Here is a 16,138-nt window from a genome sequence, read left to right as displayed (position 1 = left end):
GAAGTATGTTGCGTTCGGAGAAATATATGTACAATGTGGGGATGAATGGAGAGGAGACTCGAAAGGAATATGACTTTTTGGATGATTATGACGGGGCTGTTTATGCTGATTCTTTTGGAAAAACCGTTTAAAAAGAGAAGTTCTGGATTGTTATTTTTGATCAGTTATTTACTGCTGATTGCGGTTTATGTGATTCAGACAACGTTTGTAGAACTTGTGCCAGATGGATTTTTGTTGATGATTGCGGTGGTTGTCGTTTTTCCTTTGTTTGTTCGGTTGGTGCAGTCTTCTTTGAGAAACCGTACATAAGTTTCTTAAATTAGATAAAAAAAGCCCCTTTATAGAAAGGGCCTTTTTAAATATTTAAAATTATGGAGACGGTGGGAGTCGAACCCACGTCCAGAGACATCGATTACTTAAGCGTCTACGAGCGTAGTCAACATATTTCGTGTTCACTCATCCGCATGCCTGCTGACGGGCGCTTGGAGAGCTAGTCTGATGGATCTCTTCTTACGTCCTCAGACGGAAACGTAAGCGTAGCCTACTTCATTGGGCTCCTCACAGACACATAGGCGATGTCAGGAAGAGCTCGCTGCGCTTATTAGGCAGCTAGTGCTAAGTTTTGGTTAAAACTTTTAGTTTTGCCAGTTACATTTAAGTGCGTGTTAACGAGATCGCCTCTCGGCTCGCAGCCTAAGCTCGAACCATCCCTGTCGAATCCGTAACGTCCCCTTGTAAAAGGGATATACGGGATGGAAGTTCAGCTTCACTGCTTCCGTATATAACTATTATAACAATCTCATCGCTCGAAACAACTGGTGGTTTCTGTAAAAATAGCGGTGATTGTTTACTGCATAACATATTGTAGCATAATGCTTCCGCTCTCAGCAAGCCATCAGCATCAGGCTAGAATTGCTTTTGACGATCGCGGAAGGCACGTTCGATTTCACGTTTTGCATCTTTTTTCTTCAAGTCTTCACGTTTATCGTATTTCTTCTTCCCTTTTCCGATTCCAATCAGCACTTTGGCAAAGCCATTTTTCAAATAGAGTTTCAGAGGCACAAGTGAGTAGCCTTCTTCCTTCGTCGCACCAATCAATTTGCTGATTTGCTTGCGATGAAGAAGCAGCTTTCTCGTTCTCAGCGGATCATGGTTATAACGGTTCCCCTGCTCGTATGGGCTCACATGCATGTTGTGAAGGAACACTTCTCCTCGCTCGATTTTGGCAAAGGAATCTTTTAAATTCACTTTTCCAGCACGAATCGATTTGATTTCAGTTCCTTGTAATACTAGGCCGGCTTCGTATGTTTCTTCTATAAAGTAATCATGATTTGCTTTTTTGTTTTGGGAAACAACCTTTCCCTCTCCCTTTGGCATTGGCGTACACCCTCCTTTTGACACAAACACGGTCCAAATCGTACGGATTATTTTATCAAACAATCCAGCTTTCGACAATGCTGACGCCATGTGGTCAAAAAGCAAATAGAGCGTGATGCCCTATTTGCTTTTTGACACGTTACTTTTTCTTTTTGCGTTTTTGTTTCGGTGCGTTTTCAAATACGCGTTTTTTCTTTTTCTTCTTTTTACGGTTTGTGAACCAGTCACTTCCGCTTTTATCCTCTTTGCCTTTTTCCCCAGAGGCTTTTTGACCTCCACGCCCTTTTTTCGCTGGTGGATCTGTTCGTTTTTTGAACTTGAAATCTTTTGGTGATTTACGGCGAGTGCCCTTCATACCGACAATTTCAAAATCAATTGAGTGCTCATCTTTATTGACATTCACGACTTTGACAGTGATTTCGTCACCGATACGGTAGACATTCCCTGTACGTTCACCGATCATGGCAAAGTGCTGTTCATCAAAGCGATAGTAGTCGTCAGTCATATAGCTGACATGGACAAGACCTTCTATCGTATTCGGCAGTTCAACGAATAGTCCGAAGTTCGTCACGGAACTAATCATACCATCGAACTCTTCACCGATTTTATCTAGCATAAACTCTGCCTTTTTCAGGTCATCTGTTTCACGCTCTGCATCGACTGAGCGGCGCTCCATCGTGGAGGCATGATCTGCGATTTCAGGCAGCAGCTGACCCCACTTCTCTAGGGTTGCTTCATCTGTCTTTTTCTGAATCAAATAGGTTCTAATCAGTCTATGCACGATTAAATCCGGATAACGGCGGATCGGTGATGTGAAGTGTGTATAGAATTCCGTTGATAATCCAAAATGGCCAATGCTTTCTGGATCATACTTCGCCTGTTTCATAGAACGAAGCATCACAGTTTGAATGACGACTTCTTCCGGTTGATCCCTGACAGCATCGAGGACACTTTGAAGTGCACGCGGGTGAATGTTCGTTGACGTCCCTTTCACAATGTAGCCAAACGTCGTCACGAACTCTAAAAAGCGCTGAAGTTTCTCAGGATTTGGTTCTTCGTGAATTCGGTAAATGAACGGAACATTCATCCAGTGGAAATGCTCGGCAACCGTTTCGTTTGCAACAAGCATGAATTCTTCAATTAATTTCTCTGCAACGGAACGCTCACGAATGACAACGTCTTTCGCAGCGCCTTCATCATCTACAAGTACTTTTGCTTCCTTGAAGTCAAAGTCTACAGCTCCACGCTCCATTCGTTTGTCACGAAGAATCTCTGCAAGCTTCTCCATCTCTTGGAACATCGGCACTAGTGGCTCATATTTATTTAGAAGCTCTTCATCTTGGTCGACTAAAATCTTATTCACATCGGAATAGGTCATTCTCTCTGTCGTTTTGATCACACTTTGGAAAATCTCATGTTTGACGACTTTCCCGTTACGATCAATAACCATTTCACAAGACAGGGTGAGACGATCGACCTTTGGATTTAATGAACAAATACCGTTTGACAAACGATGCGGAATCATCGGAATGACGCGGTCGACGAGATACACACTCGTTCCACGTTCATAAGCTTCCTGATCAATCGGAGAATTCTCTGTGACATAATGAGAAACGTCTGCAATGTGCACGCCAAGCTTATATTTGCCATCATCCAGCTTTTGCACAGTTACGGCATCATCTAAGTCCTTTGCATCTGCACCGTCAATCGTCACAATCGTTTCATTGCGCAAGTCGCGTCTTCCTTCAAGGTCTTTTTCATCAATCGTTTCCGGTGTGTCTACTGCCTGCTGAAGTGCTTCTTCTGGGAACTCACCTGGCAGACCGTGTTTATGAATGATCGACAAAATGTCAATGCCAGGGTCATTTTTATGACCGAGGATTTCAGTCACTTCACCCTCTGCACTCATTCTTCCTTCAGGGTAGCTTGTCAGCGTCACAACGACTTTATGACCTTCGACCGCACCGTTTTTAGCGGATTTCGGAATGAAGATATCGTTTGTGATTTTTTTATCATCAGGAATGACAAAGCCAAAGCTTTTCGTTTCTGTATAGGTACCGACAACCGTCTGAGTATTACGCTCGAGAATACGGATGACCGTTCCTTCTTTTTTCGTGCCGTTTGATTTGTGGCTGACACGAACCATGACGGTATCGCCATTCATCGCTGTACCTAATTCATTTGGCGGAATGAAAATATCATCCTGTCCAAACTCTTCAGGCGTTACAAATGCAAATCCTTTTGCATGAGCAGACAGCTTTCCTTTTACCAAATTCATTTTTTCTGGTACACCGTAACGGTCGCTGCGCGTGCGAACGATGAGTCCTTGATCCTCCAGCGTCACAAGTGCTTTGACGAGCTCTTTATAATCATCAGGATTGGTAATCTCCATCATGACTTCCAGCTCTTGAACAGTTAACGGTTTATATGCTTCTTCTTTCATAAAAGCGAGTAATTCATCCATAAATTCTTCTTTTTGCACACTCTAACCCCCTATATATTTAAATTGACCAATCAAGTGATTCTAAGAATGCATAGACATCCTGATGAACCTTCTCCCGCTCTTTATCAAGCGTGATGACATGGCCTGATTCTTCATACCATTTCAAATGCTTATCATCTGTCTCTACTTCGTTATAAATGATATTCGCACTGTCTGTATTAATCATATGATCGTGACGTGCCTGCACAACAAAAGTAGGTGAATAGATCATGTCGACATTGTTTCTGACATCTGCAATCAGTTCTTGCAGGCTCCTCAGTGTATCCATTGGTGTTTTCTTGAACGTTTCCATTTCTTGTTCAATTTGGTCCTCTGACTTACCCTCAAATTTCTTATAGTTACGGGCATAATCTAGTACACCCTGGTACATGACTTCTTCACTTTTTATGTACATAGGTGCACACATAGGTACAATTCCCTTTACAGGTACAGTGTAACCTAATTTCAATGAAAAAACTCCTCCGAGGGATAGTCCGCAAACTGCAATCTCCTCATAGCCCTCATCTTTTAAGAATTGATAGCCTTCTTCTACATCTTTCCACCAGTCAGCCGGGCCTGTATGGACAAGCTCTTCTGGCGGCACACCGTGTCCTTTATATTGAGGTGCATGGCATGTATATCCTCTTTCGTTCAAATAACGGCCAAGCATTCGAACATCGGCTGTATTCCCAGTAAAACCGTGAAGAAGAAGCACCGCCTTTTCTCCACCTTTAAACGTAAATGGTTTTGGTGTAACAACTTTCATGATGTGACTTCCTTTCCTTCTGATATGGTTTATATTTTCCACTTGTATGTATGAAACAAACACAAAAGAGTGCTGATAATAAAAAAAGGTCTGAAAAAAGATCAGACCTTCTGTTACCCGCGCTTTACACGCCTAAATATGCCAATGCAAGTGTTAAGATGAAGAAAAGCACTGACAAAATAACCGTTAATCGGTGAAGAATCAAGTCAAGGCCTCTCGCTTTTTGCTTACCGAAAAGCTGCTCGGCTCCACCTGAAATAGCGCCTGACAGTCCAGCACTTTTACTTGATTGTAGTAATACAACGATGATAAGTGCGATACTGACAATTACGAGTAATGTGATAACAAATGCGTGCATGAAAACACCTCCAGACAAACTGGTACACATAACTTTATTTTACATGAAAACAAGGTGCATGTCACGAAACATCAAAATAAAGATTTCCTATATATTGTCGACTTGATTCGTTATTTTGATACAATTTCGTTCCAAAGTGCTGGCTGCAGCATTTTTATATGCAATTTTTCGGTTAAAAACACATTTTAATGAGTTGCTTCTTCCTTCAATAGCTGTTTTAATTCTACTAACAAGCGTTCAGCTCCTTCAGGACTCAGCATCACGCTCCCATTTCCATAGCTTTTGTTGTACTTCGTCACTTGTCCTGTTAACAGGCAGCTCTTATCTGCATCATATTTTTTCAGCATAATGGTTTGATCTTCAATGAATATTTCTAACAGCTGCTCTTCTTTAATATTGAGTACCTTGCGCATTTCTGAGGGCAGAACAATTCTGCCGAGAGAATCAATGTGTCTGACCATCCCAGTCCTTTTCAATGACATTTCCTCCTTGATGATGATATCATTTATTGACTTTTGTCAATATCTTCATAGTAAAATAGATCTTCAAATTTTTTATCAAAGTAATGAATCATTTTGCCAATGACAAGCTGTCCTGGTTTTCGGTGACCATTTAATACCCTGCTAAGTGTGGCAGGAGAGATGCCAATTTCATCAGCGAGCTGATTTAACGACATATCGTTCTCGATCATATACTGCATGACAAAAGCCCGCCTGATCTGAATTTTTTCGACCATCATTACAACCTCCTATGGAATCATTATGTACAACATGTAAGGCTCTCACATCAAGCAGATCCATTAACTTATGTCAACACTTTTACCCCTCTGCTATTTCCTTTGGTCAATGATCATACTAAAATAAGTCATATACTGAAATGTGAGGTTCGATGTCATGAATCACTTTGGTGAACAATTACGCATTTTAAGAGAAAATAGAAAAATGTCGGTCAATCAGCTTGCCATGTATTCAGGTGTAAGCGCTGCTGGTATTTCTCGTATTGAAAATGGAAAGCGCGGTGTGCCAAAGCCTTTAACCATAAAAAAATTAGCACACGCCTTGAAGGTGCCTTATGAGGATTTAATGCTGCTTGCCGGTCATATTGAACAGGAACAAGTTCATGAAATGAAACCGAAATATGAGTCCATGTTAAAAATCTATCAAACGGCGCTTCAAAAGGATGTAGAACATCTCCCCATTTTTGACGGAGACAAATGGGAAAGGCTCTCCGCACAAGACATCAGCCAGCTGAATGAATACTTTCTCACGCTCATCGACCAAAAAAAGGCGAACAAATAGCGGGGCATAAACCTAATGTACATCCACCATTAACTAATGTCAATATTTTCATGGTGTGCTTATTGCCAATAGTCAACAAATCAAGTAAAATAGACATATCGAATCTATAACCATGTGAGGTTTTGCGTTGATGAACTTTGGTGCATATTTAAGAGCATTACGTGAGGAAAAGAAGCTGTCGGTGAACCAATTAGCGATGTATTCTGAGGTCAGCGCTGCCGGTATATCTCGTATTGAAAACGGGAAACGCGGCATTCCGAAACCTCCTACGATTAAAAAGCTAGCTGGTGCGTTAAAGGTACCGTATGAAGACATGATGCAGGCTGCGGGCTATATTGAGGAGGCCTCTTCTGTCCATCAGCACGAGGAAGATGATCTTGCTTTATCCAAAATAAAGGAAGCCGCAGCGCAATATGAACTTGATGATCTCGAAATATTTGATGGTGACATATGGTCAACCCTTTCGAAAAAAGAAATAGAGGACCTCAACCGCTATTTGTTATTTATGTTAAACAGCCGTTCATCCTCGTAAATGTTTTCATCATTGACAAGCTTTTTGCGCCGATTTATGACAGATTTACGGTATAATGGGTTCAGATTGGAGTGAAGAAAGATGAATCAATCTGACATGTGCCCGCGGTTTGAAAAAGCAGTTGAGTTATTGAGTAAACGCTGGGTGGCACTGATTGTTTTTCAGCTTCTCTCAGGTCAGCAGCGCTTTAGTGAAATTGAGGCGGCTCTGACAAATTTAAGTGGAAGAGTTTTATCTGAGAGATTAAAAGAGCTGGAGGCAGCAGGTATTGTAAAACGGGAGGTTTTTGCTGAAACACCCGTGCGCATTGAGTATTCTTTAACAGATATGGGGCGTTCACTTGCACCCGTTTTTGAGGAAATTGCGAAGTGGTCTTCTGACTGGATCACGCTTGAATCATAAAATACCAGCATGCGAACCGCCTGATCATCATAAAACAACCTCCCTTACAGATGTAAGGGAGGTTGTGTCTTTTCAACCGCTTAAGCAGATGTGATGTTTTTTTCAGCTAACGCTTTTCTTTCCTTTTTCTTGTTTGTCGGGCTTAAATAGCGTTCGAGCCAGCCCATGACAAGGTCAGCCATAATAGCCATGAGTGCAGTTGGAATCGCACCTGCTAAAATGATAGCTGTTCCGTTTGTGGCGTTTGATCCTCTGATGATGATATCACCAAGTCCTCCCGCGCCCACAAATGTTCCAATCGCTGTAATACCGATGGCAATGACCAGTGCGGTTCTTAAACCAGCCATAATGACTGATAAAGCAAGCGGTAATTCAACCATTCTCAGCACTTGCCATTTCGTCATGCCCATCGCTTTACCTGATTCTAAATAAGCATGTTCAATGCTGACAATGCCTGTATACGTGTTTCTGATGATCGGCAGAAGCGAATACAGAAAGAGTGATAGGATGACTGTATTTGCGCCAAGTCCTAATACAAGCATCAATACGGAAAGCATCGCTAATGCCGGTATCGTTTGAATGACGTTGGTAACGGCGAAGATCCAATTGCTCAGCTTGCGGTAATGCGCCACAAAGATGCCTACTGGAATCCCGACAATTGCCGCAAACAACACCCCATACGCCGACATGAGAAAATGCCGATAAAATTCTTCTAACACATATGACCCGTTCTGCTGATAATACGTCCATAATTGCTGCAGTGTGTCCATCAGCCGTGACACCTCCCCATCTTACTCAAAGTAATTGTGTTTTTTCAGGAAATTCTTCGCAACGGTTGCTGGTTCTTGAAGCTCCCCATCGACTTGATAGTTCAGCTCTTGCATTTGTTCTGTATCGATTTTTCCGATCAGCCTGTTGATCACCTTATCAAGCCCTGGATTTTCTTTTAAGACTTTCTCCGGGACTACTGGTGATGCATCATACGGCGGGAAGAACCGTTTATCATCTTTTAAAATTTTGAGGTTATAGGCTTTGATCCGTCCATCTGTTGAATAGGCAAGCACAATATCCATTTTTTCATTCTTTAGAGCATCATAGACTAAACCAATCTGCATCGGATACGTGCTGCCAAATTTGATTCCGTATGTTTTCACGAACCCGTCATAGCCGTCGCCTTTCTTTTTGAGCCAAATATTATCGACACCAAATCGGTAATTGTTCGCATTCTTTTTCAAATCAGAGACCTTTTCTAGCTTGTTTTCCTTCGCCATCTTCTGCGTCACAGCAAAGGCATACGTATTATCAAATCCATAAGAATCAAACCATTTGTAATCATATCGCTTTTTAAATTCTTTTTGGACGATGTCCATCGCACGCTCCGGGTCTTTTTCCGCATCCATTCCAAGCGTGCTTGTTAAATCCGTGCCTGAATATCTTGTCGCAGAAATGTCGACATCTCCGTTTTCCATTGCTTTCTGCTGCACAGTATTGGAGCCTAGGTTTTTCACAATGGTCGTCTTTTTATCTGTGTAATGTTCGATCATATCGCCAACCATATAGGCCATAATTTCTGATTCGGTAAAGTTTTGTGCTCCAATTCGCAGCGTGCCCCCTGAGGAGCCGGCTAGTCCAGGAAGTGAACAGCCGCTTATCAATAGCAAGCATCCGGCAAGCAGTGCACTGATCCATGTTGTTTTTCGATTCTTCACATAAGCCAACTCCTTATGAAACTTCCTTCAATCCTTTTAAGCCTTCTGGTGTTACTTTTTTCTCCAGCTTCATTAATGATAGGTCGATGATGACTGCTAAAATTGTGACTGGTATCGCACCCGCAATAATAAATTCCGGCTGATACAGCTGAAGTCCAATCAAAATGTAGTCACCTAGACCGCCTCCACCGATAAAGGCTGCAAGTGTTGTCCAGCCAATCAAATATATCGTTGACGTTCTGACACCTGCCATAATGACCGGTACAGCAAGCGGGAGTTCAACAAGACGAATTTGTTCCCATGTTGTCATCCCGATTCCTTTACCGGATTCAAGCAAGTTTTTGTTCACACCTTGGACCCCGGCATACGTATTTCTTAAAATAGGTAAAACCGAATAGAAAAAGAGAGCAACGATTGCAGGTATTTTCCCAACCCCCAAAATAGGAATAAAAAAGGCAAGAATCGCTAAACTAGGGAGTGTTTGAAAGATATTCACAACACCGATGATAAAACCTGCGCCTCGCTTCATTCGTGTGAGGACCACACCTAAAGGAACGGCAACAAGAATACCGAGTACGACAGCAATTAAGGAAATATATAAATGCTCCCACATTTTTGTGAGGAGTTCCCCACCATTTTTCTCTAGAAAGTCGATGATTTGATCCATGTGTACACCTCCCTTAATTCATTTCAGTGACAGCCGCCGGCGTATCGTCTCCCCAAATGGAGTCGTATACAACATCTACAAGACTTGCACGTGTCACAATGCCTTTTAAGTGCCCTTCTGCATCCACAACCGGTACATATTTAATGCCGCGTATTAAGATTTTCCGGACAGTGTCTCTTAGAAGTGCGCCTTCTTGTACGGTATAGAACTCTGTATTTAAAATATCACCAACGAAAGCTGCTTTTCTGCGGTTCGCATCGATTGTTTCAATATCGATATAGCCTTTTAGCACATGATGTTCATCTACTACAAGCAAGGAATCGACCCGCTTTTCTCTCATGATGTAGATGGCATCTGTTAATGTTTTTTCAACTGTAATGGTGACTGGTGACGTGTTCATCATTTGTTCTACACGTTCCATATTCGGATTCGATTGAAGCAGACGTTCTTTCCCGATGAATTCTTCTACGAATTCGTTGGCTGGGTTCCGCAGAATATCGTCAGGCGTACCTACTTGGACAATCTCTCCATCTTTTAAAATCACAATTCGATCAGCTAGTTTAATGGCTTCATCCATGTCATGTGTGACGAATACGATGGTTTTATTTAACGTTTTTTGCAGTTTCTTAAATTCTTCCTGCAATGAATCTCGTGTGATTGGATCAAGTGCGCCAAACGGTTCATCCATGAGGATCAGAGGGGGTTCCGCTGCTAGTGCGCGAAGAACACCGATGCGCTGCTGCTGTCCTCCGCTGAGTTCATGAGGGTAGCGCTCTAAATATTCCGGTCCCATGTCTACAAGCTTCAGCAGTTCACGTGCCCGTTCTTTTCGTTTTTCTTCCGGCCATTTTAACAGCTTCGGAACAAGTGAAATGTTTTGTGCGATGGTCATATGGGGGAACAGTCCAATTTGCTGAATCACGTAGCCAATTTCTCTTCTTAATTGAACTGGATCTTTTTTCATAATGTTTTCTCCCTCGATGAAGATTTTTCCTGAGGAAGGTTCGATGAGTCGGTTAATCATCTTCATGGTTGTTGTCTTACCACAGCCACTCGGTCCAATAAAACAAATAAATTCTCCTTTTGCTATTTCTAAATCAATATTTTTGACAGCTTTTTTTCCGCCTTTATACGTCTTAGATACATTCTCTAGTTTCAGCAAATGAGACACCTCCATTAGTCGGATCAATATTTTCAGAAAATTTACACCTTATTTATTATAGTGCAAACTTTATAAAATAAAAAGTTTATGATGTGTTTGTATTGCATAACATTTATTTAAAATTTTCAGTTAACGGCCTGCTAGATAGAGATCTCTCCTTTTTCCTCCAAATTACGAGCAAATACTCAATATTTATTGTTTTCATCAACAAACAGGTATATGATATATTGTGTTACAAATTGTCAGTCGTGAAGGGATGAATCGGGGAGTGGACAAGCAAGCGTTAGGTGCCATTCAAAAAGCACAGGATCATTATATTGAAAAAGCTGCCGAGAACATGAATGCCTTTGGTCTTTCTTCTACAGTGGGTAGAGTGCTTGGTATCATTCACATGAACCGTAAACCAATGACGCTTGGAGAGCTATCAGAGGCGACAGGCATGAGCAAAACGAGAATGAGTCAAGTCGTTCGAGAAATGCTTGATTTGAATATTGCGGAAAAGGTTTATGAAAAAGGAATACGTAAAGATCTATATGACGTTGAGCAAGATCAATACCAAACGTTTATTTCCTTGTTTGCAGCCAATTGGTCCCGAGTTGTCAGCAAAAACCGCAAGGCACATAAGAAAACGTGCAAGGAATTGCTGGAGCTGCTTGAACAGGACGACCTGCCAGAAGAGACAGAGAATAAAATCAATCTGCTTCTTTCAGAAATCAAGGAAAGTCTTGATTACTATGATTGGATTAGCCGCTTAATTGAATTCTTTGAAAGTGAAGAAGTGTTTAAGCATGTGCCGAAACCTTAAAAAAAGCTGTTTTATTTTACATCATTGTAGAAAAAAACAGCTTTTTTATATACACTTATTGCATAAACATTGGAAACATCCCTTTTAAGCCTGCACCGATCATCTCAACTGCCACTACAGCAAGAATTAATCCCATTAACCGCGTCACGACATTCATCTCTGTTTTCCCCATTTTCCGCATAATGAAACTTGAATAATGAAAGGCATAAAAGGTCATTGCCAGAACGATGACAATGCCGATTAAAATCGCAAACATGTGAAGCATCCCTTGACTTCCCGGGGTTAAACTCATCACTGTAGCGATTGTACCGGGACCAGCGATGATCGGAATCGCCAGCGGCGTAACGGAGACATCCGCCTTTTCTTTGCTTTCTGCCTTTTCCTCAGAATGAGGATTTTGGACATGTGACTCCTTTGCATTCAGCAAATTGTAAGCGATACCAAAAATAAAAATACCTCCGGCGATACGGAGTGCATGAATATCGATCCCAAACAATTTGAAAATGAGCCTCCCTGCCAATAGAAAGGCAACCAGAATAATGAAAGAGACCACAATGGCTTTTTTGGCTGTCTGGGAACGTTCTTTCTCTGTATATCCCTCTGTTAAAGTGATGAAAAGAGGCACGTTTCCAATAGGGTTTGATACAGCAAATAATGAGACCACAACATGAATCATAAAGGAAATCAACAGACACCCTCCTTTTTTCATAGTGTCTGCCAATCTGATGTGAATATTCCCTTGTGATGTTAAAACCTGTATATATTTAACCGATGATAATAAAGGTTTAAAGAAAGGGGAATGACACATGAAGAAAACGATCACCATCATCCTTCTATCTGTTGCGGTTTTAGGAGCAGCCGGCTGGATGGTTTGGCAGCAGCAGACCATCAAAGCAGCTGAGGAAAAACATCAGCAAGAAAGCAAAACGAACGACGAGAAGCTTTCGAAGTTAACATCAGTTCAAGCGGATATGAAGCATGAAAACGAAGATCAAAAAAAGAAACTGTCTACCATCACCAAAAAGCTCAAAAACGAAAAGAAAGCCTATCAAAAAGAAGTCAAGCAGCGTAAAATACTTGAGTCAAAAATTGACCAGCTTCAAAAAGAGCTGACAGCAGCGAAAGCCACTGCTCAAGCGAATAAACAGAGCGCACAGGCTGCAAGGCAACCAACTGTTAAAAAAGACCCAAATGTCACTCACAATCCGCCCTCACAATGGGTACAGGATCAATATGATTGGGGTGTGAAACAAGGATATATTAAAGAATAGAAAGGATGAAAAAATATGATACACATTCGGCCATTGTCAGGTGATCAATCCGTCCCTATGGATCTTTTACTCTTAGCTGATCCTTCAAAGGAAAAGGTTCTTACTTATGTGCAATCCGGCTCTTGTTATGCCGCGTATCATGATCAGGACGTGATTGGTGTCTATGTGCTTTTATCTCTGTCTCAGCAGACAGTTGAAATCATCAATGTCGCCGTGAAGGAATCATGGCAAGGGAAAGGAATTGGGAAGCAGCTGATCCGCCATGCCATTGCTGAAGCGAAAGCCGCAGGTTTTCACACGGTTGAAATTGGCACAGGCAACTCGAGCATTCAGCAGCTCGCACTTTATCAGAAATGCGGCTTCCGCATGACATCTATTGACCACGATTTCTTTCTTAAGCATTATGATGAACCGATTTTTGAAAATGGCATTCAGTGTATGGATATGGTACGGCTGTCACTCACTTTGCAAGCAGACTGATGTTTTGTTCCGTCCGTCTGCTTTTTTATGTTCTGCGTTTTTTTACCACATGCTTCACATATTGAATGAAGAAATAAAGCACGGCGCCAGCTAAAAAGCAGACCACACACCCAAAGAGCGTCGCCTCTGAGCTGAATTGATACTCTTCAATTTTCATGATATAAAATGGCATGCCAAACAATGTTGGGCTTGATTCAACATGATTGACCTCTAGCAGCAGTAAAAAAACAGGGGTCATAAACACAGCAAATACATACAGCATCGCAAGTGTTATACCGCTGGAAAACGAATGAAATACTTTGATCATCTCTTTCTCTCCTTCATCTCTTTTAAACTGGCTGTGATATTTTTTCCGTCAGGGCAAGCTGGATGCAGCATCACCGAATTCAGTAAAGAAAAAAACAGCAGCTGATGACTTACAGGATGCTTCCATATCATAAAAAGCACAAGCGAACAAAGCACCGGAAAGAGCGGGCCTGCAAGTGCCACCATCATATTGAAGCTCGGCCGGACAAATTTCTCATGGACGACCGCCACATGCTTCCAATCAATCGTGATCACAAAATCAAAGAGCGGCCTTTTTTCGATTTTGTTACACAACATGATCATCAGCATATGACCGAGTTCATGTATCAGCACAACCGCTAGGAAACTACACACAAGTTCTATCATCGCAAGACAGGCCTCTTTAACATGACCGTATATATACAGCTATAAAATGCAAGTGAACCTAGCAGATAAGCAGTAGCGAGAAGATACACATCTGCTGAAAGCCACTTCAATAAAAGCATATCGATGAAGCTGAATACAGCAATCATCATCACGATGACAAACAGTTTATTAAACTCACTGATCTTCACGATAAACCCTGTACAGGCCGCCATGGCAGTGATCAACAAAATGGACAAACTTGCGAGGCCATGACCTTCACTTTCAATACCTATCACCATAGATGCAAGCCCAATAAACACAAAATATATCAACAAATTAATAGCGTAATAAAATAAAATTCTCGACAATAAATAAGCACCCTTTGATGTATTTAACATAAAGATGGCCCTTTGATTCATATGATATTCTCTGCCAATCATCAGTGGAAGCATGATCAATATTTCCTTTAATGCATACTGCACAATAAAGGCATACATCCAGCCGGTTTCTACAGGTGTAAAAACAAATGGCAGCCCTGCCGTCAAACAAATGAGAAATAGAAACAAAATGCCCTGTTCTTTAAAAACAGCTGACCGGCTGAAATAGACCAATTCCTGCCGCAGGTGCGACAGAAAGGAAGATTGCGTTCTGATTTTCTTGTAAGAAAACGACTTTACCTCTGTTTTCAGCTGCAAAAACATCTGATGGACATAAGAAGCCGCTAACCCCTTCAGCCAGAGCCAGCCAGCGCTTAGAAGGATCACGAGAAATATGAGATAGACTGATGGCCATACTCGGATCATCTCCATTGCTTTTTTCAAAAGGAGAAACACCAATAGATTCAGCACCGCAAAGCCGAGCGTTTGCAGCAGCAAATGCTCTTTTGTTTTTGATACGAAATGGCTCACAGCAATCCGCATCATCATCCAAGAAGCAAGTGCAAGCAGCGCCAGTACACAGCAAGTCATGCATACAGCCGTTATCCAATACAAAGATGGCGTAACACCGCTGATCAAAAGGCCTAAGACAATCGGTAAAAAAAGCAGTCCTACCATGAGAAAACAAAAGAGCATCGGAAAGAAATACACACAAAGGACAAATGGCACACTTTGTATCGCACTATTCAAAAAGTAGAATTGATATTCCTGGCGCTTTAATTTATTGCGGGATAACACAATACCTGCGCCTAAAAGTAAAAGCGTCATTTTTATCAATTGGAGATAAATAGCAGCCGGTTCACTTTCTCCCGCCTGCATGAAAAAGCGCAGACTGATAACGACATATATCGCATACATGAGCAAGAAAAAAACCACGGCTGCGAGAAGCTGTATAGGGTACTTTTTTGCGAGCTGCTTTCCTTTCGTTGTCAGCATTCCCCATTCTATTTTATGAAGAACGTGTCGTGTCCAGATCATTGAGCAACCTCTCCACCTGCATATAGTAATCTCGATTTACTTCTTTATAAATTTCTTCAAGTGCCTGATGAGGAAATGTCTGAGTCGTTTCTTGGCGGGACATATCCAGCTTGACGTCCCCATTTCTTAAGATCATGAGATGGTCATAAAGCGTATCACCAAAGCTCAAATGATGGGTTGAAATGAGAATGCCAGCGCCTTGATCTCTCAGCTTCATGAGCACCTTTTTTAAGATGATCATCATATCTGGATCAAGACCGTTCGTTGGCTCATCAAACACATAATAATCACATGGCCTGAGGAGCTGTGAAATGATCTGCGTTTTCTTTTGATTGCCATGAGACAGCTGAGCGATAGGCTGATCCATATACGAACCCAGCTCAAACAGATCGATGAACGTCTCTTCCCGTGTGACATCTTGCTCATTTGGCAGTTGAAGTAATTGAAAGTATTCCCTCGGTGATAAATAATCGAACAACGAATGCTCGTCAGGAATATAGGACACATGTTTTTTCAACAAGGAGATATGTTCTGAGGATTGAAGATTCAGCTGTTTACCATGTAAAGTGACGCATCCTTTAAATGGCGTCAGCCCAAACATGGATTGGATTATCGTCGTCTTTCCCGCACCATTATGCCCCAAAAGCAACAGCATCTGCCCTTTCTCGACATTCATTTGAATATTGCGGAGAGAGAAGGTGCGGCTATATGTTTTTTCTTTTAATCGTAATGTCAGCATCATATCCCTCCGTTTGTTTCAGAT

At 41.7% G+C, this 16,138-nt stretch carries 22 protein-coding genes and 1 other RNA gene; 7 read left to right on the top strand and 16 right to left on the bottom strand.

Annotated elements, in window-relative coordinates:
• Positions 1-69 precede the first annotated feature (69 nt).
• Positions 70-309 carry a hypothetical protein gene (locus EV579_RS12830; protein WP_133744563.1) on the top strand — a complete coding sequence of 80 codons (240 nt, stop codon included), beginning with the start codon at positions 70-72 and terminating at the stop codon, positions 307-309.
• 60 nt (positions 310-369) lie between these two features.
• Here the strand turns inward: EV579_RS12830 and ssrA are convergent.
• The 7 genes from ssrA to EV579_RS12795 all read right to left on the bottom strand — a co-directional run bounded on the left by ssrA (position 370) and on the right by EV579_RS12795 (position 5,722).
• Positions 370-732, bottom strand: a transfer-messenger RNA (tmRNA) gene (gene ssrA, locus EV579_RS12825).
• 174 nt (positions 733-906) lie between these two features.
• Positions 907-1,377, bottom strand: coding sequence for an SsrA-binding protein SmpB (smpB, locus tag EV579_RS12820; RefSeq protein WP_012011279.1), 471 nt, complete (start codon positions 1,375-1,377; stop codon positions 907-909).
• Positions 1,378-1,516: 139 nt separating this feature from the next.
• Positions 1,517-3,859, bottom strand: a complete 2,343-nt coding sequence (gene rnr, locus EV579_RS12815; protein ID WP_041107812.1) for a ribonuclease R — start codon at positions 3,857-3,859, stop codon at positions 1,517-1,519.
• 19 nt (positions 3,860-3,878) lie between these two features.
• The gene (locus EV579_RS12810) at positions 3,879-4,625 is read right to left on the bottom strand and encodes an alpha/beta hydrolase (protein ID WP_133744562.1); all 747 of its coding nucleotides are present in this window, start codon (positions 4,623-4,625) and stop codon (positions 3,879-3,881) included.
• A 124-nt stretch (positions 4,626-4,749) separates the two neighbouring features.
• Positions 4,750-4,983 carry a preprotein translocase subunit SecG gene (gene secG, locus EV579_RS12805; protein ID WP_003212746.1) on the bottom strand — a complete coding sequence of 78 codons (234 nt, stop codon included), beginning with the start codon at positions 4,981-4,983 and terminating at the stop codon, positions 4,750-4,752.
• A 185-nt stretch (positions 4,984-5,168) separates the two neighbouring features.
• Positions 5,169-5,459 carry an AbrB/MazE/SpoVT family DNA-binding domain-containing protein gene (locus EV579_RS12800; protein ID WP_024426058.1) on the bottom strand — a complete coding sequence of 97 codons (291 nt, stop codon included), beginning with the start codon at positions 5,457-5,459 and terminating at the stop codon, positions 5,169-5,171.
• A gap of 29 nt (positions 5,460-5,488) precedes the next feature.
• On the bottom strand, positions 5,489-5,722 hold the full coding sequence (locus EV579_RS12795) for a helix-turn-helix domain-containing protein (RefSeq protein WP_024426059.1): 234 nt from the start codon (positions 5,720-5,722) through the stop codon (positions 5,489-5,491).
• A 154-nt stretch (positions 5,723-5,876) separates the two neighbouring features.
• On the opposite strand from EV579_RS12795, the gene EV579_RS12790 reads away from it, so the two are divergent.
• From EV579_RS12790 to EV579_RS12780, 3 genes are all read left to right on the top strand, one after another.
• Entirely contained in the window at positions 5,877-6,281 is a 405-nt protein-coding gene (locus tag EV579_RS12790; protein ID WP_024426060.1) for a helix-turn-helix domain-containing protein, read from the top strand.
• A gap of 130 nt (positions 6,282-6,411) precedes the next feature.
• A complete protein-coding gene (locus EV579_RS12785) occupies positions 6,412-6,813 on the top strand; it encodes a helix-turn-helix domain-containing protein (RefSeq protein WP_133744668.1) in 402 nt (133 codons plus the stop codon).
• Positions 6,814-6,894: 81 nt separating this feature from the next.
• The gene (locus EV579_RS12780) at positions 6,895-7,215 is read left to right on the top strand and encodes a winged helix-turn-helix transcriptional regulator (protein ID WP_073207472.1); all 321 of its coding nucleotides are present in this window, start codon (positions 6,895-6,897) and stop codon (positions 7,213-7,215) included.
• Between the two features lie 80 nt (positions 7,216-7,295).
• Here the strand turns inward: EV579_RS12780 and EV579_RS12775 are convergent, their stop codons facing one another.
• The 4 genes from EV579_RS12775 to EV579_RS12760 are packed head-to-tail and all read right to left on the bottom strand — an operon-like array spanning position 7,296 to position 10,753.
• Positions 7,296-7,985 carry an ABC transporter permease gene (locus tag EV579_RS12775; RefSeq protein WP_024423486.1) on the bottom strand — a complete coding sequence of 230 codons (690 nt, stop codon included), beginning with the start codon at positions 7,983-7,985 and terminating at the stop codon, positions 7,296-7,298.
• A 21-nt stretch (positions 7,986-8,006) separates the two neighbouring features.
• Positions 8,007-8,924: an osmoprotectant ABC transporter substrate-binding protein gene (locus EV579_RS12770; RefSeq protein ID WP_024423487.1), complete on the bottom strand. Its 918-nt coding sequence runs from the start codon at positions 8,922-8,924 to the stop codon at positions 8,007-8,009.
• Positions 8,925-8,937: 13 nt separating this feature from the next.
• Complete coding sequence (locus EV579_RS12765) at positions 8,938-9,591, bottom strand: ABC transporter permease (protein WP_024423488.1); 654 nt, start codon at positions 9,589-9,591, stop codon at positions 8,938-8,940.
• Positions 9,592-9,604: 13 nt separating this feature from the next.
• Positions 9,605-10,753, bottom strand: a complete 1,149-nt coding sequence (locus tag EV579_RS12760) for a betaine/proline/choline family ABC transporter ATP-binding protein (RefSeq protein ID WP_133744561.1) — start codon at positions 10,751-10,753, stop codon at positions 9,605-9,607.
• A 268-nt stretch (positions 10,754-11,021) separates the two neighbouring features.
• On the opposite strand from EV579_RS12760, the gene EV579_RS12755 reads away from it, so the two are divergent.
• The gene (locus EV579_RS12755) at positions 11,022-11,558 is read left to right on the top strand and encodes a GbsR/MarR family transcriptional regulator (protein WP_024423490.1); all 537 of its coding nucleotides are present in this window, start codon (positions 11,022-11,024) and stop codon (positions 11,556-11,558) included.
• A 55-nt stretch (positions 11,559-11,613) separates the two neighbouring features.
• Here the strand turns inward: EV579_RS12755 and EV579_RS12750 are convergent, their stop codons facing one another.
• Positions 11,614-12,246 (bottom strand): MarC family protein, encoded by a 633-nt coding sequence (locus EV579_RS12750; RefSeq protein ID WP_041107823.1) that lies wholly within the window; start codon positions 12,244-12,246, stop codon positions 11,614-11,616.
• A gap of 118 nt (positions 12,247-12,364) precedes the next feature.
• Between EV579_RS12750 and EV579_RS12745 the strand changes: the two genes are divergently transcribed.
• Positions 12,365-12,829 (top strand): hypothetical protein, encoded by a 465-nt coding sequence (locus EV579_RS12745; protein ID WP_133744560.1) that lies wholly within the window; start codon positions 12,365-12,367, stop codon positions 12,827-12,829.
• Between the two features lie 15 nt (positions 12,830-12,844).
• Positions 12,845-13,309: a GNAT family N-acetyltransferase gene (locus EV579_RS12740; protein WP_133744559.1), complete on the top strand. Its 465-nt coding sequence runs from the start codon at positions 12,845-12,847 to the stop codon at positions 13,307-13,309.
• A gap of 25 nt (positions 13,310-13,334) precedes the next feature.
• Here the strand turns inward: EV579_RS12740 and EV579_RS12735 are convergent, their stop codons facing one another.
• Genes EV579_RS12735 through EV579_RS12720 form a run of 4 tightly spaced genes read right to left on the bottom strand, consistent with a single transcriptional unit; the run spans position 13,335 to position 16,114 of the window.
• Complete coding sequence (locus EV579_RS12735) at positions 13,335-13,616, bottom strand: hypothetical protein (protein WP_024426069.1); 282 nt, start codon at positions 13,614-13,616, stop codon at positions 13,335-13,337.
• Complete coding sequence (locus tag EV579_RS12730) at positions 13,613-13,981, bottom strand: hypothetical protein (RefSeq protein WP_133744558.1); 369 nt, start codon at positions 13,979-13,981, stop codon at positions 13,613-13,615. The genes EV579_RS12735 and EV579_RS12730 overlap by 4 nt, the downstream gene beginning before the upstream one ends.
• Entirely contained in the window at positions 13,978-15,375 is a 1,398-nt protein-coding gene (locus EV579_RS12725; RefSeq protein ID WP_133744557.1) for a hypothetical protein, read from the bottom strand. Before EV579_RS12725 ends, EV579_RS12730 begins: the two co-directional genes overlap by 4 nt.
• Positions 15,347-16,114 (bottom strand): ATP-binding cassette domain-containing protein, encoded by a 768-nt coding sequence (locus EV579_RS12720; protein WP_025094039.1) that lies wholly within the window; start codon positions 16,112-16,114, stop codon positions 15,347-15,349. The genes EV579_RS12725 and EV579_RS12720 overlap by 29 nt, the downstream gene beginning before the upstream one ends.
• Positions 16,115-16,138 lie beyond the last annotated feature (24 nt).

Source organism: Bacillus sp. BK450 (assembly GCF_004364885.1).
Classification (GTDB): domain Bacteria; phylum Bacillota; class Bacilli; order Bacillales; family Bacillaceae; genus Bacillus; species Bacillus safensis.
The sequence above is the reverse complement of the archived record's forward strand: the minus strand, read 5'-3'. Positions and strand labels throughout refer to the sequence as shown.

Bases quoted from the DNA above. Each gene is read 5' to 3' on its own strand.
- EV579_RS12775 (WP_024423486.1), bottom strand. From the start codon at position 7,985: ATGGACACACTGCAGCAATTATGGACGTATTATCAGCAGAACGGGTCA.
- EV579_RS12745 (WP_133744560.1), top strand. From the start codon at position 12,365: ATGAAGAAAACGATCACCATCATCCTTCTATCTGTTGCGGTTTTAGGA.
- EV579_RS12830 (WP_133744563.1), top strand. From the start codon at position 70: ATGACTTTTTGGATGATTATGACGGGGCTGTTTATGCTGATTCTTTTG.
- EV579_RS12735 (WP_024426069.1), bottom strand. From the start codon at position 13,616: ATGATCAAAGTATTTCATTCGTTTTCCAGCGGTATAACACTTGCGATG.
- EV579_RS12785 (WP_133744668.1), top strand. From the start codon at position 6,412: ATGAACTTTGGTGCATATTTAAGAGCATTACGTGAGGAAAAGAAGCTG.
- EV579_RS12810 (WP_133744562.1), bottom strand. From the start codon at position 4,625: ATGAAAGTTGTTACACCAAAACCATTTACGTTTAAAGGTGGAGAAAAG.
- EV579_RS12740 (WP_133744559.1), top strand. From the start codon at position 12,845: ATGATACACATTCGGCCATTGTCAGGTGATCAATCCGTCCCTATGGAT.
- EV579_RS12720 (WP_025094039.1), bottom strand. From the start codon at position 16,114: ATGCTGACATTACGATTAAAAGAAAAAACATATAGCCGCACCTTCTCT.
- EV579_RS12790 (WP_024426060.1), top strand. From the start codon at position 5,877: ATGAATCACTTTGGTGAACAATTACGCATTTTAAGAGAAAATAGAAAA.
- EV579_RS12765 (WP_024423488.1), bottom strand. From the start codon at position 9,591: ATGGATCAAATCATCGACTTTCTAGAGAAAAATGGTGGGGAACTCCTC.
- EV579_RS12795 (WP_024426059.1), bottom strand. From the start codon at position 5,722: ATGATGGTCGAAAAAATTCAGATCAGGCGGGCTTTTGTCATGCAGTAT.
- EV579_RS12780 (WP_073207472.1), top strand. From the start codon at position 6,895: ATGAATCAATCTGACATGTGCCCGCGGTTTGAAAAAGCAGTTGAGTTA.
- smpB (WP_012011279.1), bottom strand. From the start codon at position 1,377: ATGCCAAAGGGAGAGGGAAAGGTTGTTTCCCAAAACAAAAAAGCAAAT.
- EV579_RS12725 (WP_133744557.1), bottom strand. From the start codon at position 15,375: ATGATCTGGACACGACACGTTCTTCATAAAATAGAATGGGGAATGCTG.
- secG (WP_003212746.1), bottom strand. From the start codon at position 4,983: ATGCACGCATTTGTTATCACATTACTCGTAATTGTCAGTATCGCACTT.
- EV579_RS12730 (WP_133744558.1), bottom strand. From the start codon at position 13,981: ATGATAGAACTTGTGTGTAGTTTCCTAGCGGTTGTGCTGATACATGAA.